This window comes from Undibacterium sp. TJN25, assembly GCF_049339885.1.
Classification (GTDB): domain Bacteria; phylum Pseudomonadota; class Gammaproteobacteria; order Burkholderiales; family Burkholderiaceae_D; genus Undibacterium.
Genome location: NZ_JBMPPM010000002.1, coordinates 84,651 through 103,851, shown reverse-complemented (window position 1 = coordinate 103,851; position 19,201 = coordinate 84,651). Strand labels below are relative to the sequence as shown.

Below are 19,201 nucleotides of genomic sequence, written 5' to 3'. Positions count from 1 at the left end.
AACGCCTCCCGCTCGTCTGGCTCTGTTGATTCAATTCACACGATAAGCTGCGTCCCCATCCTTGCCAATACCGGCACCATGCGCCAGCCGGTAAAGCAAAGGCAGCACCAGCAAGGTCAGCACCGTGGACGATAGTATTCCCCCTATCACCACGGTTGCCAGCGGCCGCTGCACTTCTGCGCCGGTGCCGGTTGCAAGCGCCATTGGAATGAAGCCCAGCGAGGCCACCAGCGCGGTCATCAGTACTGGCCTTAGCCGTGTCAGCGCACCTGTATTGACGGCCTCCTCCAGCTCCATGCCTTCGTCGCGCAGCCCGCGGATAGAAGACAGCATCACCAGTCCGTTCAGCACTGCCACACCAGACAGGGCAATAAACCCCACCGCTGCCGAGATCGACATCGGGATGTCGCGCAGGTAAAGCGCCGCAATACCGCCGGTCAGCGCAAACGGGATGCCGGTAAAGACCAGCACGCCATCCCTGATATTGTTGAACATCATGAACAGCAGTAGCAAAACCATCAGCAGCGCGGCCGGGATGACAATCTGCAGGCGCTGCGTCGCCGACTGCAGCTGTTCAAAGCTGCCGCCCCAGCTGGTCCAGTAGGCCGGAGGAAGTATCAACTCCTTCTGCAACAGGCGCTGCGCTTCCGGCACAAAGCTGCCGATATCACGGCCTCGTACATTGGCGCTGACGACGACGCGGCGCTTGCCGTCTTCGCGGCTGATCTGGTTGGGACCGGGCGCGATGTCGAGTTCAGCCACTTCTGACAGCGGGATGAAAGCGGTTTTACCGTCGGCAGTGCCGGGCAAGGGAATGGGCAGCCTCTTCAGCGCATCCAGATCGCTGCGCAGCTGTTCCGGCAGGCGCACTACTATGTCAAAGCGCCGGTCGCCTTCAAACATCATGCCCGCCGTGCGTCCGCCGATGGCAATGGCGATTGCATCCTGCACGTCGCTGATATTTAGTCCATATCGGGCGGCCTTGCCGCGGTCTATATTTACCGACAACACGGGCAGCCCGCTGGTCTGCTCCACCCTCACCTCGGTTGCGCCGGGCACGCGGCCCAGCAGCAGCGCCGCGCGGGCAGCGTTCGCGTTCAGTACCTCCATGTCGTCGCCGAACAGCTTGACCGCAACGTCGCTGCGTACGCCGGAAATCAATTCATTGAAACGCAGCTGTATGGGCTGTGAAAACTCAAAGCTGTTACCGGGATAAGCGGACGCCTCCTGCTGTATTGCCGCCAGCAGCTGGCTCCGCGATTTTTTTGGAGCCGGCCATTCGCCTTCCGGCTTCAGCATGATATAGCCGTCCGAAATATTCGGCGGCATGGGATCGGAAGCGATTTCTGCCGTGCCGGTACGGGCAAAAATGCGCTCTATCTCTGGAAATTTCTTCTTCAGTCCCTGTTCCAGCTGCATTTGCATCTGCAATGACTGACTGAGACTGGTGCCGGGAATACGCAACGCCTGCATCGCGATATCGCCCTCATCCAGACTGGGAACGAACTCACTGCCCATGCGCGCAGCGAGCAAGCCGGATAACAACACCAGCACAGTGCAGGCCGCCAGCACTGCAGCCTTGTTGCGCATTGTCAATGCCAGCAATGGTGCATACAGGCGCCGCGCGCATTCCATCAGGCGGTTTTCCTGCTCCGATACACGTTTGCCAATAAATAGCGCCACTGCCGCAGGAATAAAGCTCAGGGACAATATCATCGCACCGAGTAAGGCCGCCACGACGGTAAACGCCATGGGGTGGAACATCTTGCCTTCTACTCCCGTCAGCGCAAAAATGGGAATATAGACAATCATGATGATCAGCTGACCGAACAGCAGCGGCCTGCGCGCATCCTTTGCTGCGGCAAACACTTCTTCAAAACGCTCGCTGCGTGTGAGCAGCCTGCCCTGCCTTTGCTGAGCATGCGCCAGGCGGCGTATGCAACTCTCAACGATCACCACCGCACCGTCGATGATGATGCCGAAATCCAGTGCACCCAGGCTCATCAGGTTGGCGCTGACCTTGTAGCTGACCATGCCGGTAAATGTAAACAGCATCGCCAAAGGAATGACCATTGCCGTGATGATCGCCGCCCGCATGTTGCCAAGAAACAGGAACAGCACCGCGATCACCAGCATTGCACCTTCCAGCAGGTTTTTCTTTACCGTCGCGATGGCCTTGTCTACCAGGACGGTGCGATCATACACCGTGACCGCCTGTACTCCCGCCGGCAGCGTACGGTTAATTTCCAGCATTTTTTTGTCTACCGCCTGTGATACCGCGCGGCTGTTCTGCCCTATCAGCATGAAGACCGTACCCAGCACGACCTCACGGCCATCTTCCGTTGCGGCGCCCGTGCGCAGTTCGCGGCCTACACCAACTTGGGCCACATCCCGCACGCGGACTGGCACGCCCTGCACGCTGCGAAGGACGATGTTGCAGATGTCCTCCACTGAACCTGCCTGGCCGGGCACGCGCACCAGCAATTGTTCACCTCTTTTTTCTATATATCCGGCGCCGGCGTTGCTATTATTTTTTTCCAGCGCAGCCACGATATCCTGCAGGCTCAAACCATACGATGCCAGCTTTGCCGGGTCGGGCGCCACGTGGTATTCCTTGGCATAGCCGCCGATGGTATTGATTTCGGTGACGCCGGGCACATTACGCAACTGCGGCTTGACGATCCAGTCCTGAATCTCTCGCAAATCGGTAGGCGTGTAGGTAGATCCATCCACCTTTTTTACCCCTTCTGCCGCTTCCACCGTCCACAGGTAAATTTCCCCCAGGCCGGTGGAGATAGGCCCCATCGCGGGTGTAATGCCGGGCGGCAGGCTTTGCCTGGCTTCCTGCAGGCGCTGGTTCACCAGCTGCCGCGCAAAGTAGATGTCCGTACCATCCTTGAAGATCACGCTGACTTGCGACAGACCATAGCGGGACAACGAACGCGTCTGCTCCAGGCCAGGCAGCCCTGCCATCACGGTTTCTATTGCGAAGCTGATACGCTGCTCCACCTCCAGCGGCGAATAGCCTTCCGCCTGGGTATTGATCTGCACCTGCACATTGGTGATATCGGGCACCGCATCTATCGGCAGTTTTTGGTAGCTGAAAATACCGGCGGCGGCCAGTGCAACCACCGCCAGCATGACCAGCCAGCGCTGATCAATGGAGAAACGGATAATTTTTTCAAACATGATGGTCTCCTTAGTGGGCATGCCCGGCACTGTCCTTGCCCTGCTCCGCCTTGATGACGAAGCTGCCACCGGCGGCATACGAAACCCCCGCCTTCAATCCCTTGCGTACTTCCAGGTATTTGCCGTCACCATCGCCCGTCTGCACCTGCTGTGCAACAAAGCCGCCGTCGGCTTTGACAAAAACCACAGGCTTGCCGTCAAGCGTCTGCAGTGCTTCCGCCAGCACCGCGACCGGCACCTCCCTGTCGCCTGCGCTCAGGTCCACATTTACCAACAAACCAGGCCGCCATGCCATGCCCGGATTGTCCAGCGCGATACGTGCTTTGGCGGTGCGGGTTTGTTCTCCCAGCAAAGAGCCGACATAGGACACGCGGCCATTGGCAACCGTGTCCGTTGATGCCGTTCTGACGGCAGCCTTGCTGCCTACGCGGACAATCTCCAGGTCTTTCGCCGCAACGATCACTTCTGCCCACACCGTAGAAAGGTCGGCGATGGTGAAGACAATGGCATCCTCCTTGACCGATTCACCCAGCGTAATGTGTTTTTCCACAATCAGGCCGTCAAAAGGCGCGCGCAATTCATAAAGGCTCAGCCGGCCGGAGCCGTTCACCAACGCCCCCAGCGCCGCCAGTTTTTGCTGCGCGTTTTGCGTTGCAATGCCGGCTTCCGCCAGGCTTTGCTGCGCCTGCAGGAAATCCTGTTCGGCGGATATTTTCTCCTGCCATAATTTTTTCTCGCGTTCATACGTGAGCTGGGCCAGCGCACGCCGCTTTTGCGCCGCAAGCAATTCGCTGCGCATGTCGGCCAGCTGCGTGCTGGCGATCACTGCCAGCAGCTGTCCTTTTTTTACCTGCTGTCCCAGCTTGCCGGGCACGCTGTCAACCACGCCTGCAAGCCGGGGCACCACGTGTGCGGTGCGATCCTCGTCCAGGATAATTTCACCGGAGAGCTGCACCGTACGTTCCATGCGGACTGGACCGGAGACCGCAATCGCCATGCCGGCCTCGATGATCTGCTGATCGCTGAAGCTTATCTTCTCGCCATCCTTGCTTTCAGCCTTGTGCTCATCACCGTAATTTTCCTGTTCGCCGTGGGATGCCGCAGCATCTGCGCCTTTTCCAGCGGCCGTCTTGTCCTTGCCCGAGGCCAGGATCAGCGCAGCCAACAGCACGCCCGCCGCTACCATGACGGCAATCGCAATGCCCTGTTTTTTATCTATATGGAGGAATTTCATCATGAGTCCTAAAAAGTTTGATCCAGGCCTGTGATGCGGCCTATGTCTGCGTGTGCGCGATAGGATTCGGCCAGCGAGCGCAGGTAGAGTGATTTGCTGCGGAATAGGGTTCTTTGTGCATCCAGCACTTCCAGGAAATTGAATTTCCCCAGCTCAAAACCCTTTATCGCTGCCGTATAGGCGCTTTGCGCACCGGGCAAGACGTCGCTACGCAATACGTGCAACTCAGCCTGGGCCTGCGCATGCCGCCGGAAAGCGATTGCAAGCTCAAGCGCCAGCCGCTGTTCAATCGCTGCCAGTTCGTCGCGCGCCTTATCCGCTTTGCGCAAGGCAGTCAGCAGATTGCCCCGGTTGGTATCCAGCAAGGGCAATGGCAAGGACAAGCCGATTACCGTCTGGCTGCGCCCTGCCTGCTCATCCCGCTTGCTGCCCAGACTCAGCGTGAGGTCGGGAATCCGGCGGCTGCGCTCCAGCGCCACCTGCGCGTGCTGCCGCTCAATTTCCAGCCGCGCACGCACCAACTGGGGCGCATTCGCCAAGCCGGCGTTCAGCGCAGCAAGACTTTGTTCCGCAGAAAAAGGTTTGCCGGGCTCGGCAAGTTCCAGAAAATCCACCGAACTGGCGCCACAGCTTGCAGCCAGCCGCCGGCGGGCAATGTCAAGCTCAGCCATCGCCTGGCTCTGCTCCAACCCTGACTCAGCAAGCGCGACGCGGGCCCGCGTCTCTTCCACTGGCGAGATCTTGCCCGCTATGACCCGCCTGGCTGTGACGCCTGCCGCTTGCTGCGACAGCTGCAACGCAGTCTCTGCCAGTTGCAGGCGCTGCTGGGCGACCAACACATCAAAAAACGCGGCAATTACCGCCGCCCGCACTTCGGCGCGGCGGATTGCCAGGTCTGCCACGGCAGCATCCCTGTCGCGCTCGGCGGCGGCAATTCTCAAAGACCGCTTGCCGCCTGTTTCCAATACCTGGTTCAGTTGTACGGTCGTGGTGCGGTTTTCTTTTTGCAGGCCCTCGGCCAGCAGCGCCAGTTCCGGATTGGGCCTGGCGCCGGCCTGCACTATGCCGCCCTCGGCAATGCCCACATCCTGCGCGGCGACCTGGAGATCCGGGTTTGCCAGCAGGGCCTGCTGTATTGCGGTTGCCAGCGTCCGAGCTGGCGCCAGCGGCTGAGTTGGCAAAGGCTGCGCATGAAAAGAATGCACCTCCGCAGGCAGTGCAGGAAGTAAATCTGCTTGCGCAGCAACAGATAAAGGCTGGATACAAACTGCCGCCAGCCCTAGCGGCAAATAAAAAGATCGCATGGAATTCTCCTGAAAATGAAAAGGAAGAATCCGGCGACGGCAAGCCGAGTGGATTTGTCAGCGCATTGATGCGCTATCCAAGGTCAAACCAGAATAAGAAGGATCTGCCTGTCGCCGGACTTAAGCGGCGACCAGCCACTGAGGGCGTTCAGGCATGCCCAGATAGGGCGAAGGGAGATCAGACAGAAGGGAAATAAAACGGTAGACCGGCAGCAAAGGCTGCGCCGGCTTTATGCCCCAGGTGTAAGCAGCCAGCGGGCTATGCGTACACGATGCACAGTCCGGATCGGCGGCCAGCTTTTTGGAAGGGGAACCTTGGTGATCATCGGCGATGGTGGATGCCGCATCAATACCGGAGGTATCAACGCTGGAGGTATCAATCCCAAGTGCATCAACACCAGGTGCATCAGCGGCATGCTGATGCGGGTGATGACCGAAATGCTGCACTGCCTTGCCTGTTTCATGCATGCAATACGCACTTGCCACGCCCCAGCTGATCTGGAGGGTGAAAGCAAGCATCAGCATGTAGATGAATTTTTTCGGCATGGGCGGATTATAAACTGCAAACCGGGCACCGGTGCGAAAAGCCCGCTGCACCAGCGTATACGGTGATGTATGCGGATACAATGATAGCAACTAATGGAAAGCATTCCCGCACATCCATCATCCTCGGTGTCCAATGCATAAAGGCATACTCTACGCTTTGCTGGCGGCGCTGCTGTTTGGCGCCGGCACGCCGTTTGCCAAATTGCTGGCAGAACACGTTGCGCCCTTCGCTTTGGCCGGCATGCTGTATCTGGGCAGCGGCGCAGGCTTGCTGGCAGTCTATGTTGTCCGCGCTGCCAAGTTCCGCGAAGTAAAACAGGCCGGAGCATCCGGAGCATCGCTTGGGCGTGGTGATCTGCCGTGGCTGGCCGGTGCCATCATGGCGGGCGGCATTGCCGGCCCTGTGCTGCTGATGCTGGGCTTGTCGCTGACGCCGGCGTCTTCCACCTCCTTGCTGCTGAATATGGAAGGCGTGCTGACTGCGTTGCTGGCCTGGTGCGTGTTCAGGGAAAATGTAGACCGCCGCATCTTTGCCGGCATGCTGATGATAGTCGCCGCAGGCATCATTTTATCCTGGCAGCAGATGCCGCAGTCCGGCGCGCCGTGGGGGCCGCTGTGCATCATCGGCGCCTGCCTTTGCTGGGCCGTGGACAATAACCTGACGCGCAAGATATCGGCCAGCGATGCGGTGCAAATCGCCGGTCTCAAGGGCCTGGTTGCAGGTTCCGTGAATGTAGCGATTGCACTTGCTTCCGGCCTTACATTCCCGGCAGTGCAGACGGTGCTGGCGGCGGGCCTGCTCGGGTTTTGCAGCTACGGACTCAGCCTGGTGCTGTTTGTACTCGCCCTGCGGCATCTCGGCACTGCGCGCACCGGGGCCTATTTCTCCGTTGCGCCGTTTGCCGGCGCCGCGCTCTCACTGGCATTGCTGGGTGAAAGCGCGGGATGGGCGTTCTGGCTCGCGGCGGCGCTGATGGGCGCCGGCATCTGGCTGCATCTAATGGAGCACCATGCGCATACGCATCAGCATGAAGAAATGGAGCATGCGCATGCGCACAGCCACGATGAGCATCACGGGCACGAGCATGACTTTACGTGGGACGGCAAGGAGCCGCATGTGCATCCGCACCACCATGCCGTGCTGGTGCATGCGCATCCGCACTATCCGGATATTCACCACCGGCACGAACACAAAAAACTGAAGCAGTAGCGTCTGAAGCAAATCGACGATTAGCTACTGGCCAGGCGAAAACCTATCCACGGCCGCGCCGCAAGCTGTACCAGCCGCCTACGGCTACGGGGACACCCAGCGCCAGTGCGGACAGGTAATCCCATACGCCGTCTCCCAGCAAGGCGGAAACCAGTCCAATGATAGTCAGGATGCCGAGCGCAATCGGCCAGCCCCACAGACGCATGAAGGGGCTGTTCACGATGCGTCTCCGCTGCGGACCAGCGCCGGTTTCAGGCCGGAGTTGGCTGCCGCTTCAGCAGCAATGTCATTGCCAGCAACCACGCGCGCGCCGCGCTTCAGCCACAAGTACAGGCCGCTGCCCAGTACAATAATAGTGGCGATATCCAGCAAGGCCCACAGTATCTGCATCAGCACGCCGCCATAATCGCCGAAATGCAGCGGCTGCGAAATCAGCAAGCCCGTCAAATACCAAGGCAGGCTGCGGCTATCCGTTACCTTTGCCGTTTGCGCATCCACCAGCACCGGTTTATACAGGCGCGAAGTCAGCGCCTCCTTGCCGCGCATGAACACGCCGTAATGATGCGGGCTGGTAAACGGCGTGCCCGGCCACGCAATGAAACCGAAGCTCATCGACGGCTCCAGCTTTTGCGCGGCATCCAGCGATTTCTGCATCGACGTCAGCACGGTGGGCACCGGCAGGTTTTTATATGGCGCTACCATATCGGCCATCTCCGTCACCTGCCAGTACTTCAACAGCAGTTCCGCCCACGTGTTGATCATGCCGGTCGCGCCCACCACCAGCGCCCACACCAGGGTGACGATGCCCAGCAGATTGTGCAGGTCCAGCCATTTGGTGCGCGGCGTGCGCTCGCGCCGCACGGTGCCGAACTCCAGCTTGCGCATGAAAGGCGCATACAGCACCACGCCGGACACAATCGCCACCAGCAGCAGCAAGCCCATGAAGCCAAGGAACAGCAAGCCCGGCAGACCGATGAACAGGTCGGTATGCAGACGGAATATGAAGGTCATCAGGGTGCCTTCCGTTTTAGCCTCGGCAATGACCTTGCCCGTGCGCGCATCCACCGCGATGGATTTGTAGTTGATGTCGGTCGGCGTATCGCCCAGCGTCAGGTTCCAGATGCGGTCGTCGCCCGCTTCCTGCGACATGTACATCATTACCTTGCCGGGGTAGAGCGCCCTGCCCGCTGCCAGCACGTCATCCACATTTGCTCTTGTGGATGCCGCCATGCCGGCCGGCAGCTGCGGCGCCTCGATACCATTGCCCAGCAGGTGGTCAATCTCGTGATGGAAAATCAGCGGCAAACCCGTCAGGCACAGCAGCAGCATGAAAACGGTGCAGACCAGGCTGCTCCATTTATGTATCCAGGCCCAGCGGCGTATGGCGATTGGTGTCATGTTCAGTATTTAATCAGTAAAACTTGGCGTAGTGCTAATACCTGTTACTACAGCGGTGCATGCAGCGGGTGATTTACAATCGTTCACGCTTTAAAAGGAGAATATTAATCGGAATCACTCTCATTTACTAGCCAAATACAGGGCGCGACAGATACAATGATAATAATTCGCATTATCATCACAGGCTCAATATCATGCAAAATAATAAATTCAAGCTCTCCCCTGTTGCGCTCGCCGCATTCCTGCTGGTCAATTCCGCAGCGCATGCGCAGACGGCGCCAGCCGCGCCGCAGGCAGATGCAACGCCGGTAGCGCAGGCGCAGACCGTGACCATCAGCGCCTCGGCCGATGCATCCAAGGAAGGTTTGTCTTCCGCCTATTCCGGCGGCCAGGTGGCACGCGGCGGCCGGCTGGGTTTGCTGGGCAATGTCAACGTGATGGATACGCCTTTCAACAGCACCAACTACACGCAGGCCCTGATCCAGGACCAGCAGTCGCACAGTGTGGCCGACGTATTGCAGAATGACCCTTCCGTGCGCGTGGCGCGCGGTTTCGGCAATTTCCAGGAACTGTATGTGATCCGCGGCTTCGCGGTGAACTCGGACGACCTCGCCTACAACGGCCTGTATGGCTTGCTGCCGCGCCAGTATGTATCGTCTGAACTTCTGGAGCGTGTGGAAGTGTTCCGGGGCGCGAACACCTTCATCAACGGCGCAGCACCGGGCGGCGGCGGCATCGGCGGCGCCATCAACCTGTTGCCCAAGCGCGCCACCAACGAGCCGCTGACGCAGATCACCGCCGGCATGGAAAGCGGCGGCCAGGTATATGCCGCGGCCGACATAGGCCGCCGTTTCGGCCCGGACAACAATACCGGCATTCGCATCAATGCCGCACACCGCGATGGCGATACTGCGGTCGACAATGAAAAACGCAAGCTGGACGTCATTTCTGTCGGCCTGGACTACAAAGGCCGCGATTTCCGCCTGTCTGCCGATGTCGGCTACCAGGACCACAGGCTGACTGCCCCGCGCCCCAGCGTCACGGTCGATACCAGCATCGCGCTGCCCAAGGCACCCGATGCCTCCAGTAACTTTGCCGAACCGTGGAGCTATTCAAATGAACGCGACACCTTCGGCACGTTGCGCGGTGAGGCAGACCTGTCAAAAGACATCGTTGCCTGGGCCGCTTTCGGCGCGCGCTCCGGCCGCGAATCCAATGTGCTGGCAGCACCCACCGTCACCAATGTAGACGGCACCGCCAACACCTACCGTTTCGACAATGAACGCAAAGACACCGTGCGCACCGGCGAAGTCGGCCTGCGCGGCAAGCTGCAGACCGGCTCCGTCAGCCACAGCCTGAGCGGCACGCTGTCCGGCTTCTGGCTGGATTCACGCAATGCCTATGCACTGAGCGACTTCATCAACACGCTGCCGACCAATATCTACCGCCCGCTTGCCTCCCCGGAACCGGCGGCTACCTTCTTCACCGGCGGCAAGCTGGCGTCGCCGCTAACAACGCACAAGAGCATCCTCTCCAGCTATGCGATTGCAGACACCATGTCTTTCGCCGGCGACACCGTATTGCTGACCGTGGGTGCGCGTAACCAGACCATCAAGGACTATAGCTACGACTACAGCACCGGCTCAGAGAATGGCAAGTACAACGAGAGTGCCGTTACGCCGGTCGCCGGCCTGGTTTTCAAGCCGATGAAAAATGTGTCCGTGTATGCCAACTACATTGAGGCGCTACAGCAGGGCGCAGTCGCCAGCGGCACGGATATCGTCAACCAGGGCCAGACCTTCTCGCCGTACAAGTCCAAACAAAAGGAAATCGGCGTCAAATATGATGCCGGCACACTGATGATGAGCGCCGCCATCTTCACCACGTCGCAGCCTTCGGCCTATGTGCAGAATAAAGTGTTCGGCGTATTCGGCGAACAGACCAACCGCGGCCTGGAACTGTCACTGTACGGCGTGCCTACCCGCGGCCTGCGCCTGCTGGGCGGCCTGACCCTGCTGGATGCCAAGCAAAACCGCAGCTTCGGCGGCGCCAATGACGGCAAGGACGCCATCGGCGTGCCGGATACCCAACTGAATATGGGCGTGGAATGGGATATACCAGGCCTACGCGGCCTGACGCTGACAGGCCGCACTGTGTACACGTCCTCGCAGTATGCAGACGGCGCCAACAAGCAGGAACTGCCATCTTGGACCCGCCTGGACCTGGGCGCACGCTACACGACGACTATCGCCGACCGTGCAGTCACCTTCCGCGTCCGCGTGGACAACGTCACCGACAAGAGCTACTGGGCATCCGCCGGTGGCTACCCAGGCGCAGGCTACCTGGTGCTGGGCGCACCGCGTACCTTCGTCGTATCAGGATCGGTGGATTTCTAAGCGTATAAAATCTGGCTGGAAGTGAAAATGGGTGAGCCCCTCGGGGCTCACCCATTTTTTATGAAAACAATTTATTATTCATTCGCGATAACGCCTTCATTGGGATTTACGACAAACTGAGCGCCTACAATGGAAATCATATTTACTATCTCTCGTAATAAAGGAAGGTCAATATTTTCTTGACTAGTAGTCTTGACAAAGAGTGCCATAACCTCAGAATTTTTTAACGATTCCCTTCCTATATATCCGGCCTGCGTGGCACAACCTTGTAGAATTTGATCATATCGACCACCTACAGCAGTTCGCAGATATGTTTCTATTTTGTCCTCAAAAACCGCGCATCCACCATAAACGCCTGTAGCTGGAAAATCTGCCGGCTCAACATTTGCTAACCGTAGCAATGCTCGATTTGTATTTACACCCTGGCGAGTTGAAATGTCACCGTCAAAAACAAAATAAGTCGGGATGCCAACCCCTTGAAAAGCGACTACCGCTCTATCTATATTATTTTTCCCTCCAACAGGAAGCACAACTATTCCATTTTCGTCCCATTGCATCTGCATAATTTCTTGCATGGCCCAAATGGCAGCAACGTCGGAATCCCCTTCAACAACCACTACAATTTCTGCAAACAACCCTTCATTTACAATTGAATTTAGAACGGGAGTCGCCCTGGCAACGAATGAGTTGGCAGTATAACTTTCTGGATCGTTTTCGTAGATTTCAGCTAACCTTCTAGCTGCCGCTAGCCTAGTGAAACTTTCAAAGATAGTTTCATGAGGGCGCCCCTCCTCCAAGACTGGCCTTTTACGACACATCCTAACTTCATCAAAATATTTAACATTCACAAAATAAGGAGAGTGAGTTACGGACAATATCTGTGTGCCAGCGCCAGCAACAGGGTCGTTTACCAACGATAGATCGCGCAGTATTTTTGCCATATACCGACTTCGGGCAGGGTGTAAATAAAGCTCTGGTTCTTCAACGGCAAGTATAAGAGCAGGTAGTCTTGGCAACGGCTCCAAGTTGTTTGGATTTAAGCAAGATCAACATCGGGCACCACTGCTCTTAGAACAGTCATTGATAGTTGCTGTAGCAATGCTAGAATTAAGGCACGCTGAAGTCCATGTCCGCTGTAACGAACTGGAACTTTAAAATTATCTTCAAGCACCGAGACTATGGCGTCTGGTAAGGGTATTGACGGTGGTTCTAACGTAGCGAAATCAATCACTAATTCTGCACCTGGAGCATAGCGATTCAATTTTGAAGTTATTAGTCGGCCAAGCTCAGCTAATTCAGGCAGATTTTCTCTTCCATAAAGCTCCCTAGCTCTCGCTTCAAACTCGGTTCGAAACTGCTGAAAGTCGCGCCTGCTACTAATACTACGAGTGACGATCAAGTCAAGAAGCTGCATAATCGCCCCTCGCTTCTCCATCTCAGAAGCAGCATCTCTTACCGCAGGCACGAGGACGAATTTGGTAAATTTATCTAATTTTCCACCGCCGATGTTTTTCGGCCCTAAAAATTGGGTTTCGCGCTCGATCAATTCGGTAAGTTCTGGATGTGCTGCTTCGTAACTCTCCATTGCAGCGTCGATTTCATCTGCTCTTCGTGACAATGGAGCGAATCCTGGAAATTCGTCATTGTCAAGGCGCTGCTTTAAAGCTGCTCTTTTGTCGCTAGCACCTAATTTTCGAAGCTCTGCAAAAGCCGGAATTTGTGCAACCACTCCAAAGTAGCGAGCTCCGCCTTGATTGATTACTTTTGAAATAATCAATGTATCGTTACTAACGTAATTCCCAAATTCTGCTATTTCATCTGGCTGTAAATCTGCAAACGTTACGCGTATTCGAATAGATTTATCAATCTGCTCATGATTGTAGTAGTCGAAATGAGAGTATTGAGCCGAGATATTATAAAAAGACTCCAAAGCATATAAAACCGTAGATTTACCTGCTCCATTACGACCTAAGAAAGTAGTCATTCGATCAAACGACACCTCTGCATTGCGTATCGAACGGAAATTCTCAATATAAAGGCTTTTTATAAACATAAATATCCTATGAGGTTATCTGTCACTACTTGGTTAACTAATCAACGCACTGCATTATTTCTAGCCAACGCAAAGTAGTAGAAGCATTCGCAAAGCTTCTATATTCGTAAAAATTTTGGGGCATTGAATTTCTGTAGGTCTGCTACTAATGTCATCTTGCGATGCGATTCACCAAACCAACCTTTCTCTACACTTTTGTTACGCTAAAATATTAACAACAACCTCAATTGAATTGTCATTATGGCACGCTTGCAGTTCTCGCAATGCTACAATTCCCTACCCGATCCGCGCTGCGCCCGACTTCAGCATCCGGCCTGCATCTGTTTACCGAATTTATACAAAGAGCCGCCATGAGCACAGCCGACCTGCAAACACCCTACGAAAAGGGCAACCGCAACCAGACCACGACCTGGGAAGAATGCATCGCCTTCTACCAGCAGCTGGCGCAACGCTACCCCACGATCCTGAGCTTTAGCCAGGCCGGTATATCGGATGCCGGCATTCCGTTGTATGCGGGCGTCGTCAGCGCAGACGGGGTATTTGACCGTGAGCAGATCAAGCGCGAAGGCCGCCCGGTGTTTTTCAACAACAACGGCATCCATCCCGGCGAACCCGAAGGCGTGGATGCCTGCATGGCCATGGTGCGCGACCTGTGCGTGGAACCGGCGCGGCTGGCGGCGCTGGGGCGCACGGTACTGCTGTTTATTCCCATCTACAATGTAGACGGCTGCCATAACCGCCAAAATACCTCGCGCGTAAACCAGGATGGACCGGAGCTGTTCGGTTTTCGCGGCAACAGCCTGCACCTGGACCTGAACCGCGATTTCATCAAATGCGACAGCCAGACAGCGCGCTTCTTCAACCAGTTCTTCACGGCCTGGGACCCGGATGTGATGGTGGATACCCATACCTCCAACGGCGCCGATTACCCGTACACAATGACGCTGATCCACACGCAGGCAGACAAGCTGGGCAGCGACCTAGGCCCGTTCCTGCGCGACACCATGCTGCCGCATATCTTTGAACAGATGGAAGTGCGCGGCTGGCCGACCTGCCCGTACGTGAACCCCATCAAAGACAGCCCGGATGACGGCATTGCGGAATTCCTCGAAGTACCGCGTTTTTCCACCGGTTTTGCAGCACTGCACCATACGATAGGCTTCATGCCCGAAACCCACATGCTGAAGCCTTTTGCCGACCGCTATGATTCCATGCGCGCGCTGGTGGAAACCGTGATGGCCTTCACCGTCAGCCATGCCGGCCAGATCCAGCGACTGAGGAAAGAAGCGCGCGAGCAAGGCCGGCAGCGCAAGCAATGGCCGGTGAGCTGGGCCATGGATGAAAAAAATCCTTCCACCTTCCGCTTCAAGGGCTACGCCGCCCGCTACAGCGCCAGCCTGCTGGGCAGCTACCAGCGCCTGGCCTACGACCGCAGCCAGCCGTGGGAAAAGGATATCGCCTACTACAACCACTTCACCGAGGACGCCGTCATCGATGCGCCGGTGGCGTATGTGGTGCCGCAAGAATGGCGCCATGTGATAGAGCGCCTGCAGTGGAACGGCGTACAGATGGAGCGCATCGGCGCGGCCAGGACCGTGCAGGCGCAGTACTACACCATCACATCGGTAGCCTCCCGTTCCGGTCCGTATGAGGGCCACATGTTCCATGACGAAGTACAGCTGGAAAAACACAGCGCCACCATGCCATTGCGCACGGGCGATTATTACCTGCCGCTGAACCAGGACAATGCCCGCTATGCGGTGGAAACGCTGGAGCCGCAAGGGCATGACAGCTTTTTCCGCTGGGGTTTCTTCAACAGCGTGCTGGAAAAGAAAGAACATTTTTCCGATTACGTATTTGAAGACCTGGCCCTGCAACTGCTGGAGGAAGAGCGTGCGCTGAAGCAAAAATTCGGGCAATGGAAAGCAGCCAATCCGCAATTGCTGAACAGCCAGGAAGCGGTGCTGAACTTCATCTATGAAAACTGCGAACGCCATGCCGAGCCTGGGTGGCGCCGCTACCCGGTGCTGTCGCTCTTTGCACCTTTAGAAAAATAGCGTCGATGGTAAAGCTGTACGAATACACCAGCCAGCCGCGCTTCTGGGTTGCACACGATGAAGACGGGTATTGGCTGGTGCCCGCCCGCAACGGCGGCTGGGAAGACAGGAGCCCGTTTGTCGGGCACGTGACATCGCTAAGGGAACTGGCAGACCTGGACGGCATCGAACTTGGCATCCCTGACGGCGCCTCCACGCCGGACGTGGCGCCAGGCTAAATCGCGACCCTGTTGCGGCCGCTGTGCTTGGCCCTGTATAAAGCCTGGTCCGCGCGGTTCAATACCACATCCACGCCGGTATCCGCCGCCGACAGTATACTGATGCCTATGCTGACCGTCAGGTAGACATTGTAGGCCTCCTGGATCAGCGGGGTTTCCGCCACCAGCATGCGCAGGCGCTCGGCAACGATCTGCGCCGCCATCAAGTCGGAGCCCGGCAGCAGCAGCGCAAACTCCTCGCCGCCCAGCCTGCCTTTCATGTCCACGTCGCGCGATACTTCACCCAGCGTAACGGCAAACAGCCGCAGCGCCGCATCGCCGGTGGCATGGCCGTAAGTGTCATTGACCTGCTTGAAATAATCGATGTCTATCATCAGCACCGCCGCCTGTGCATGGGGTGCGCGCGCCATGCGGTGCAGCTCTTCCGCCACATGCGCCAGGAAAGAACGGCGGTTCGGCAAGCCCGTCAGCGCATCGGTCGTCGCCAGTTCGCGCAACTGGTCTTCCATCTGCTTGCGCTGTGTGATGTCCAGATGCGCGATCACCGCCCGCTCGCCGTCAGCGGACGGCGAATACAGTATCTTCACCAGGAAAAAACGCGGCACCGGCGTGCAATTGCAGGGGAATTCAAGACTGAAAAACTGCTGCTCACCTTTCAGGACTGCACGCAGCCCCTGCGCAAACCTGCGCGCCGGCTCCCCCCACAGGCCGATCACGGGCTGGCAGACTGCCAGGTAATTGGCGCCTACGCCCAGCTTCAGCGCATTGCCGCCGTTCTCCCGCGCGCATACCTTCCACGCATCATTGACCATCAGGATCGTCGCATTGCCGTCCACCACGCAGACCTGTTCGTCCAGCGCGTTCAGCGTGCTCTGCGCCAGCCTGCGCTCCGCCTCCAGCAACTCCTGCGCGCGGGTGCGCTCGGTGATGTCAGTGGCCACCACCACCAGCGCCTCGATCTTGCCGGTCTTGCTCATTACCGGGTAGTGTGCGTTGGAATACATGCGGCCATCCCTCTCATCTTCATGCGTGATCGGCTCCCCTGTCAGGAAGACATTATCAACGATGGTTTCCCTGTCCCTTGCGAGTTCGGACGGAAACAGTTCGGAAATATTTTTTCCTATCAGTTCCTGCTCGGTCTTTCCCAGGCGCCTGGCGCCGACCGGGTTGACGGCGATCATATTCTTGGCAGTGTCGAACAGGAAGATGCTTTCGGTGATCGACAGCAATATGGTCTGGAACACATCGGTAGATTTGCGCAGGGCGCGCTCGGTCTCCTGCCGCTGGTCTACCAGCAGGTTAAAGCTGAGCAGCAGCTTGCCCACCTCGTCATTGCTGTCCACGGGCAGCCGGTGCAGCAAGGATTTCCCCTTCGCCATGTAGTAAATGGATTTCGTTGCCACTTCCAGCGGCCACAGTGTGGAGCGCACGATCAGCCACATCAGCAAGGTCGCCAGCGCTGCCAGCAGCGCTGCCACGCCGTACGCATACTGCTTCATCTTTTGCACCGGCGCGAACGCTTCCTCTGTCGGCAACACCACCTGCACATACCAGCCGGCAATCGGGATCTGTTTCGCAGACGTCATTATGGGGATGCCTTTGGAGTTGACGGCAATCCCCGACCCCTCGTGGGCACCGGCGGACGGGTCGTCCATCTCGCTGATGCCGCGCGTGACACCCGCGTCCGCTTTCTGCGGCGACTTGCTGGATGTAACAATCAGCCCGTATTTAGGCGCATTGATGACGACATAACCGGACTTGCCGAAGCTGGCCTGCTCTATCAGGCCGAACAGCGATGAGTCCGAGATGGAGGTAAAACCGACCAGCACGGCGACGACAGTTCCAGCTTCATCCTTGATGGGATTGGCAATCGCCACCACCGGCCGCTTGCTGCTCAGGCTGACACGCGGCTTGCCGAATGCCACCTCTCCTGTCGCCACAGCATCCTTGAAATATTCGCGCTCGCCATACGGAAAATTATTGAAGTCGGGATTATGCGGTTCATCGGCGATGCCGGCCCCACTGCGCGCAATAAGCACCAGGCCGGCCTTGAACAAATCCTGCAGCTCTTTATGCTCCCGGAGGAACTGCCGCGTCTTGTCCGTGCTATGCAGCATCTCGGGCGTAATCCCAGCCGCCGCCTTTTTAAGCGTCGCAACGCGGCTCTGCATCTTCAGCTGTATGTCTTCCGCCATATATGACGCCTGCGAAAATTGCTGCGCCGTCAGCAACTCCGTCATATCGTGTTCCAGCCGCCGCGCGACGGAATACGCCAGCACCCAGCAGCTCGCAAAGATAACCAGCAGCACCAGGGCCGATATTTTCAGCTTCAGGCTGGTGCGGATGAAGGCCTTGATCAGGTTCACGTGAGATCCTAAAACTCATATGGATAACAACGCGAAGCGTCGTATTGGTCTGCAAAAACGCAGATATTATTTGTATGGTTTCAGCCTTTTTCTACCTGTCCCGACAACATTTCCCTGCACCAAATACCTCGTTTTATTAGCAGGTAAAAAAGGCAAGACTTGTGATACCAGCATATAGCATGCGGCACGCCGAGGAAGCGAGTGGATTGTCAAACAATGTCACATTTGTTTGCATTGATTGTGAAGATGTTACAGATTTGATTGATGCTGAGGCAATAGCGTCACACTTCTGTGACAAAAATCCAGAAGATGGATTTTTCGAAACTGTAGGGTCTGGTTGCCCTTGCTTTTGAATTTGCAGTTGTTGTTGACCGTCACCCGCTGGCCCTATGTCCGTATGCCGGCCCCCTATGGGTAGGGGCATTGTCTTGCAAGGCATTGCCGTTACGCAGGCGTGCCGCCACAAAACCTATCTCCCCCCAGCCACATCCAAAACCGCCCCCGTGGAATAAGAAGCCCCCTCCGACAATAGCCATGCAATCGCCTGCGCGACTTCCTCCGCCGTGCCGCCGCGCTGCATGGGGATATTCTGCTTTACGCGATCCACGCGCCCCGGTTCGCCGCCACTCGCGTGGATATCGGTATAAATGATGCCGGGCCGCACGCAATTAACGCGTATGCATTCAGCCGCCAGTTCCAGCGCCAGGCCAGTGGTCAAGGTATCCACCGCGCCTTTGGACGCTGCATAATCCACATATTCACCCGGCGAGCCCAGGCGGGAGGCTGCGGAAGATACGTTGACGATGGCGCCGCCCTGGCCGCCGTGGCGGGGCGACATGCGCTTGATTGCTTCGCGGCTGCACAGGAAATAGCCGGTCACATTGGTCGCCAGTATCCTGTTGATGCGCGCGGCATCCATGTCCTCCACCCGCATCTGCGGCGCCAGGATGCCGGCGTTGTTGACCAGCGCGGTAATACGGCCCAGTTGCTCATCAACAGTCCGGAACAGGCGCACGACATCGGCCTCTTGCGACGTATCCGCCTGCACGGCGATGGCGTTCGCACCGGTGGATTTCAGTTGCGCCAGCAATTCCAGCGCAGCGGTTTCGTTGGAGTGGTAATTGATGCACACGTCATAGCCTTGCGCTGCCAGCAGACTGGCAGTGGCGGCACCGATGCCGCGGCTGGAGCCTGTGACGACGGCGATTTTTTTCATGGACATATCCCGGT

The 19,201-nt window shown here is 57.3% G+C and carries 14 protein-coding genes; 4 read left to right on the top strand and 10 right to left on the bottom strand.

What is annotated here, in order from left to right; translation table 11 throughout:
- Positions 1–30: 30 nt before the first annotated feature.
- The 4 genes from ACO0LO_RS04020 to ACO0LO_RS04005 form a co-directional block, all read right to left on the bottom strand.
- The gene (locus tag ACO0LO_RS04020; RefSeq protein WP_422962910.1) at positions 31–3,189 is read right to left on the bottom strand and encodes a CusA/CzcA family heavy metal efflux RND transporter; all 3,159 of its coding nucleotides are present in this window, start codon (positions 3,187–3,189) and stop codon (positions 31–33) included.
- Positions 3,190–3,199: 10 nt separating this feature from the next.
- Complete coding sequence (locus ACO0LO_RS04015) at positions 3,200–4,426, bottom strand: efflux RND transporter periplasmic adaptor subunit (RefSeq protein WP_422962909.1); 1,227 nt, start codon at positions 4,424–4,426, stop codon at positions 3,200–3,202.
- A 5-nt stretch (positions 4,427–4,431) separates the two neighbouring features.
- Entirely contained in the window at positions 4,432–5,727 is a 1,296-nt protein-coding gene (locus tag ACO0LO_RS04010) for a TolC family protein (RefSeq protein ID WP_422962908.1), read from the bottom strand.
- Positions 5,728–5,847: 120 nt separating this feature from the next.
- Entirely contained in the window at positions 5,848–6,273 is a 426-nt protein-coding gene (locus ACO0LO_RS04005; RefSeq protein ID WP_422962907.1) for a hypothetical protein, read from the bottom strand.
- A 133-nt stretch (positions 6,274–6,406) separates the two neighbouring features.
- On the opposite strand from ACO0LO_RS04005, the gene ACO0LO_RS04000 reads away from it, so the two are divergent.
- Positions 6,407–7,483, top strand: a complete 1,077-nt coding sequence (locus tag ACO0LO_RS04000; protein ID WP_422962906.1) for a DMT family transporter — start codon at positions 6,407–6,409, stop codon at positions 7,481–7,483.
- Between the two features lie 43 nt (positions 7,484–7,526).
- Here ACO0LO_RS04000 and ACO0LO_RS03995 read toward each other — a convergent pair whose 3' ends face one another.
- Positions 7,527–7,703 carry a hypothetical protein gene (locus tag ACO0LO_RS03995; protein ID WP_422962905.1) on the bottom strand — a complete coding sequence of 59 codons (177 nt, stop codon included), beginning with the start codon at positions 7,701–7,703 and terminating at the stop codon, positions 7,527–7,529.
- Positions 7,700–8,881: a PepSY-associated TM helix domain-containing protein gene (locus ACO0LO_RS03990; RefSeq protein WP_422962904.1), complete on the bottom strand. Its 1,182-nt coding sequence runs from the start codon at positions 8,879–8,881 to the stop codon at positions 7,700–7,702. Before ACO0LO_RS03990 ends, ACO0LO_RS03995 begins: the two co-directional genes overlap by 4 nt.
- A 194-nt stretch (positions 8,882–9,075) precedes the next feature.
- On the opposite strand from ACO0LO_RS03990, the gene ACO0LO_RS03985 reads away from it, so the two are divergent.
- Positions 9,076–11,277, top strand: a complete 2,202-nt coding sequence (locus ACO0LO_RS03985) for a TonB-dependent receptor (protein ID WP_422962903.1) — start codon at positions 9,076–9,078, stop codon at positions 11,275–11,277.
- A 74-nt stretch (positions 11,278–11,351) separates the two neighbouring features.
- Here the strand turns inward: ACO0LO_RS03985 and ACO0LO_RS03980 are convergent, their stop codons facing one another.
- Entirely contained in the window at positions 11,352–12,293 is a 942-nt protein-coding gene (locus ACO0LO_RS03980; RefSeq protein ID WP_422962902.1) for an ATP-dependent nuclease, read from the bottom strand.
- 20 nt (positions 12,294–12,313) lie between these two features.
- On the bottom strand, positions 12,314–13,330 hold the full coding sequence (locus ACO0LO_RS03975) for an AAA family ATPase (protein WP_422962901.1): 1,017 nt from the start codon (positions 13,328–13,330) through the stop codon (positions 12,314–12,316).
- Between the two features lie 350 nt (positions 13,331–13,680).
- Between ACO0LO_RS03975 and ACO0LO_RS03970 the strand changes: the two genes are divergently transcribed.
- Positions 13,681–15,387, top strand: coding sequence for a M14 family zinc carboxypeptidase (locus ACO0LO_RS03970; protein ID WP_422962900.1), 1,707 nt, complete (start codon positions 13,681–13,683; stop codon positions 15,385–15,387).
- A gap of 5 nt (positions 15,388–15,392) precedes the next feature.
- Complete coding sequence (locus ACO0LO_RS03965; RefSeq protein ID WP_422962899.1) at positions 15,393–15,605, top strand: hypothetical protein; 213 nt, start codon at positions 15,393–15,395, stop codon at positions 15,603–15,605.
- Here the strand turns inward: ACO0LO_RS03965 and ACO0LO_RS03960 are convergent.
- Entirely contained in the window at positions 15,602–17,971 is a 2,370-nt protein-coding gene (locus tag ACO0LO_RS03960; protein WP_422962898.1) for a diguanylate cyclase, read from the bottom strand. The genes ACO0LO_RS03965 and ACO0LO_RS03960 overlap by 4 nt on opposite strands.
- 469 nt (positions 17,972–18,440) lie before the next feature.
- Positions 18,441–19,187: an SDR family oxidoreductase gene (locus ACO0LO_RS03955; protein WP_422962897.1), complete on the bottom strand. Its 747-nt coding sequence runs from the start codon at positions 19,185–19,187 to the stop codon at positions 18,441–18,443.
- Positions 19,188–19,201 lie beyond the last annotated feature (14 nt).

Coding starts and splice junctions, on each gene's coding strand:
- ACO0LO_RS04020 (WP_422962910.1), bottom strand. CDS start 3,189: ATGTTTGAAAAAATTATCCGTTTCTCCATTGATCAGCGCTGGCTGGTC.
- ACO0LO_RS04015 (WP_422962909.1), bottom strand. CDS start 4,426: ATGATGAAATTCCTCCATATAGATAAAAAACAGGGCATTGCGATTGCC.
- ACO0LO_RS04010 (WP_422962908.1), bottom strand. CDS start 5,727: ATGCGATCTTTTTATTTGCCGCTAGGGCTGGCGGCAGTTTGTATCCAG.
- ACO0LO_RS04005 (WP_422962907.1), bottom strand. CDS start 6,273: ATGCCGAAAAAATTCATCTACATGCTGATGCTTGCTTTCACCCTCCAG.
- ACO0LO_RS04000 (WP_422962906.1), top strand. CDS start 6,407: ATGCATAAAGGCATACTCTACGCTTTGCTGGCGGCGCTGCTGTTTGGC.
- ACO0LO_RS03990 (WP_422962904.1), bottom strand. CDS start 8,881: ATGACACCAATCGCCATACGCCGCTGGGCCTGGATACATAAATGGAGC.
- ACO0LO_RS03985 (WP_422962903.1), top strand. CDS start 9,076: ATGCAAAATAATAAATTCAAGCTCTCCCCTGTTGCGCTCGCCGCATTC.
- ACO0LO_RS03975 (WP_422962901.1), bottom strand. CDS start 13,330: ATGTTTATAAAAAGCCTTTATATTGAGAATTTCCGTTCGATACGCAAT.
- ACO0LO_RS03970 (WP_422962900.1), top strand. CDS start 13,681: ATGAGCACAGCCGACCTGCAAACACCCTACGAAAAGGGCAACCGCAAC.
- ACO0LO_RS03965 (WP_422962899.1), top strand. CDS start 15,393: ATGGTAAAGCTGTACGAATACACCAGCCAGCCGCGCTTCTGGGTTGCA.
- ACO0LO_RS03955 (WP_422962897.1), bottom strand. CDS start 19,187: ATGAAAAAAATCGCCGTCGTCACAGGCTCCAGCCGCGGCATCGGTGCC.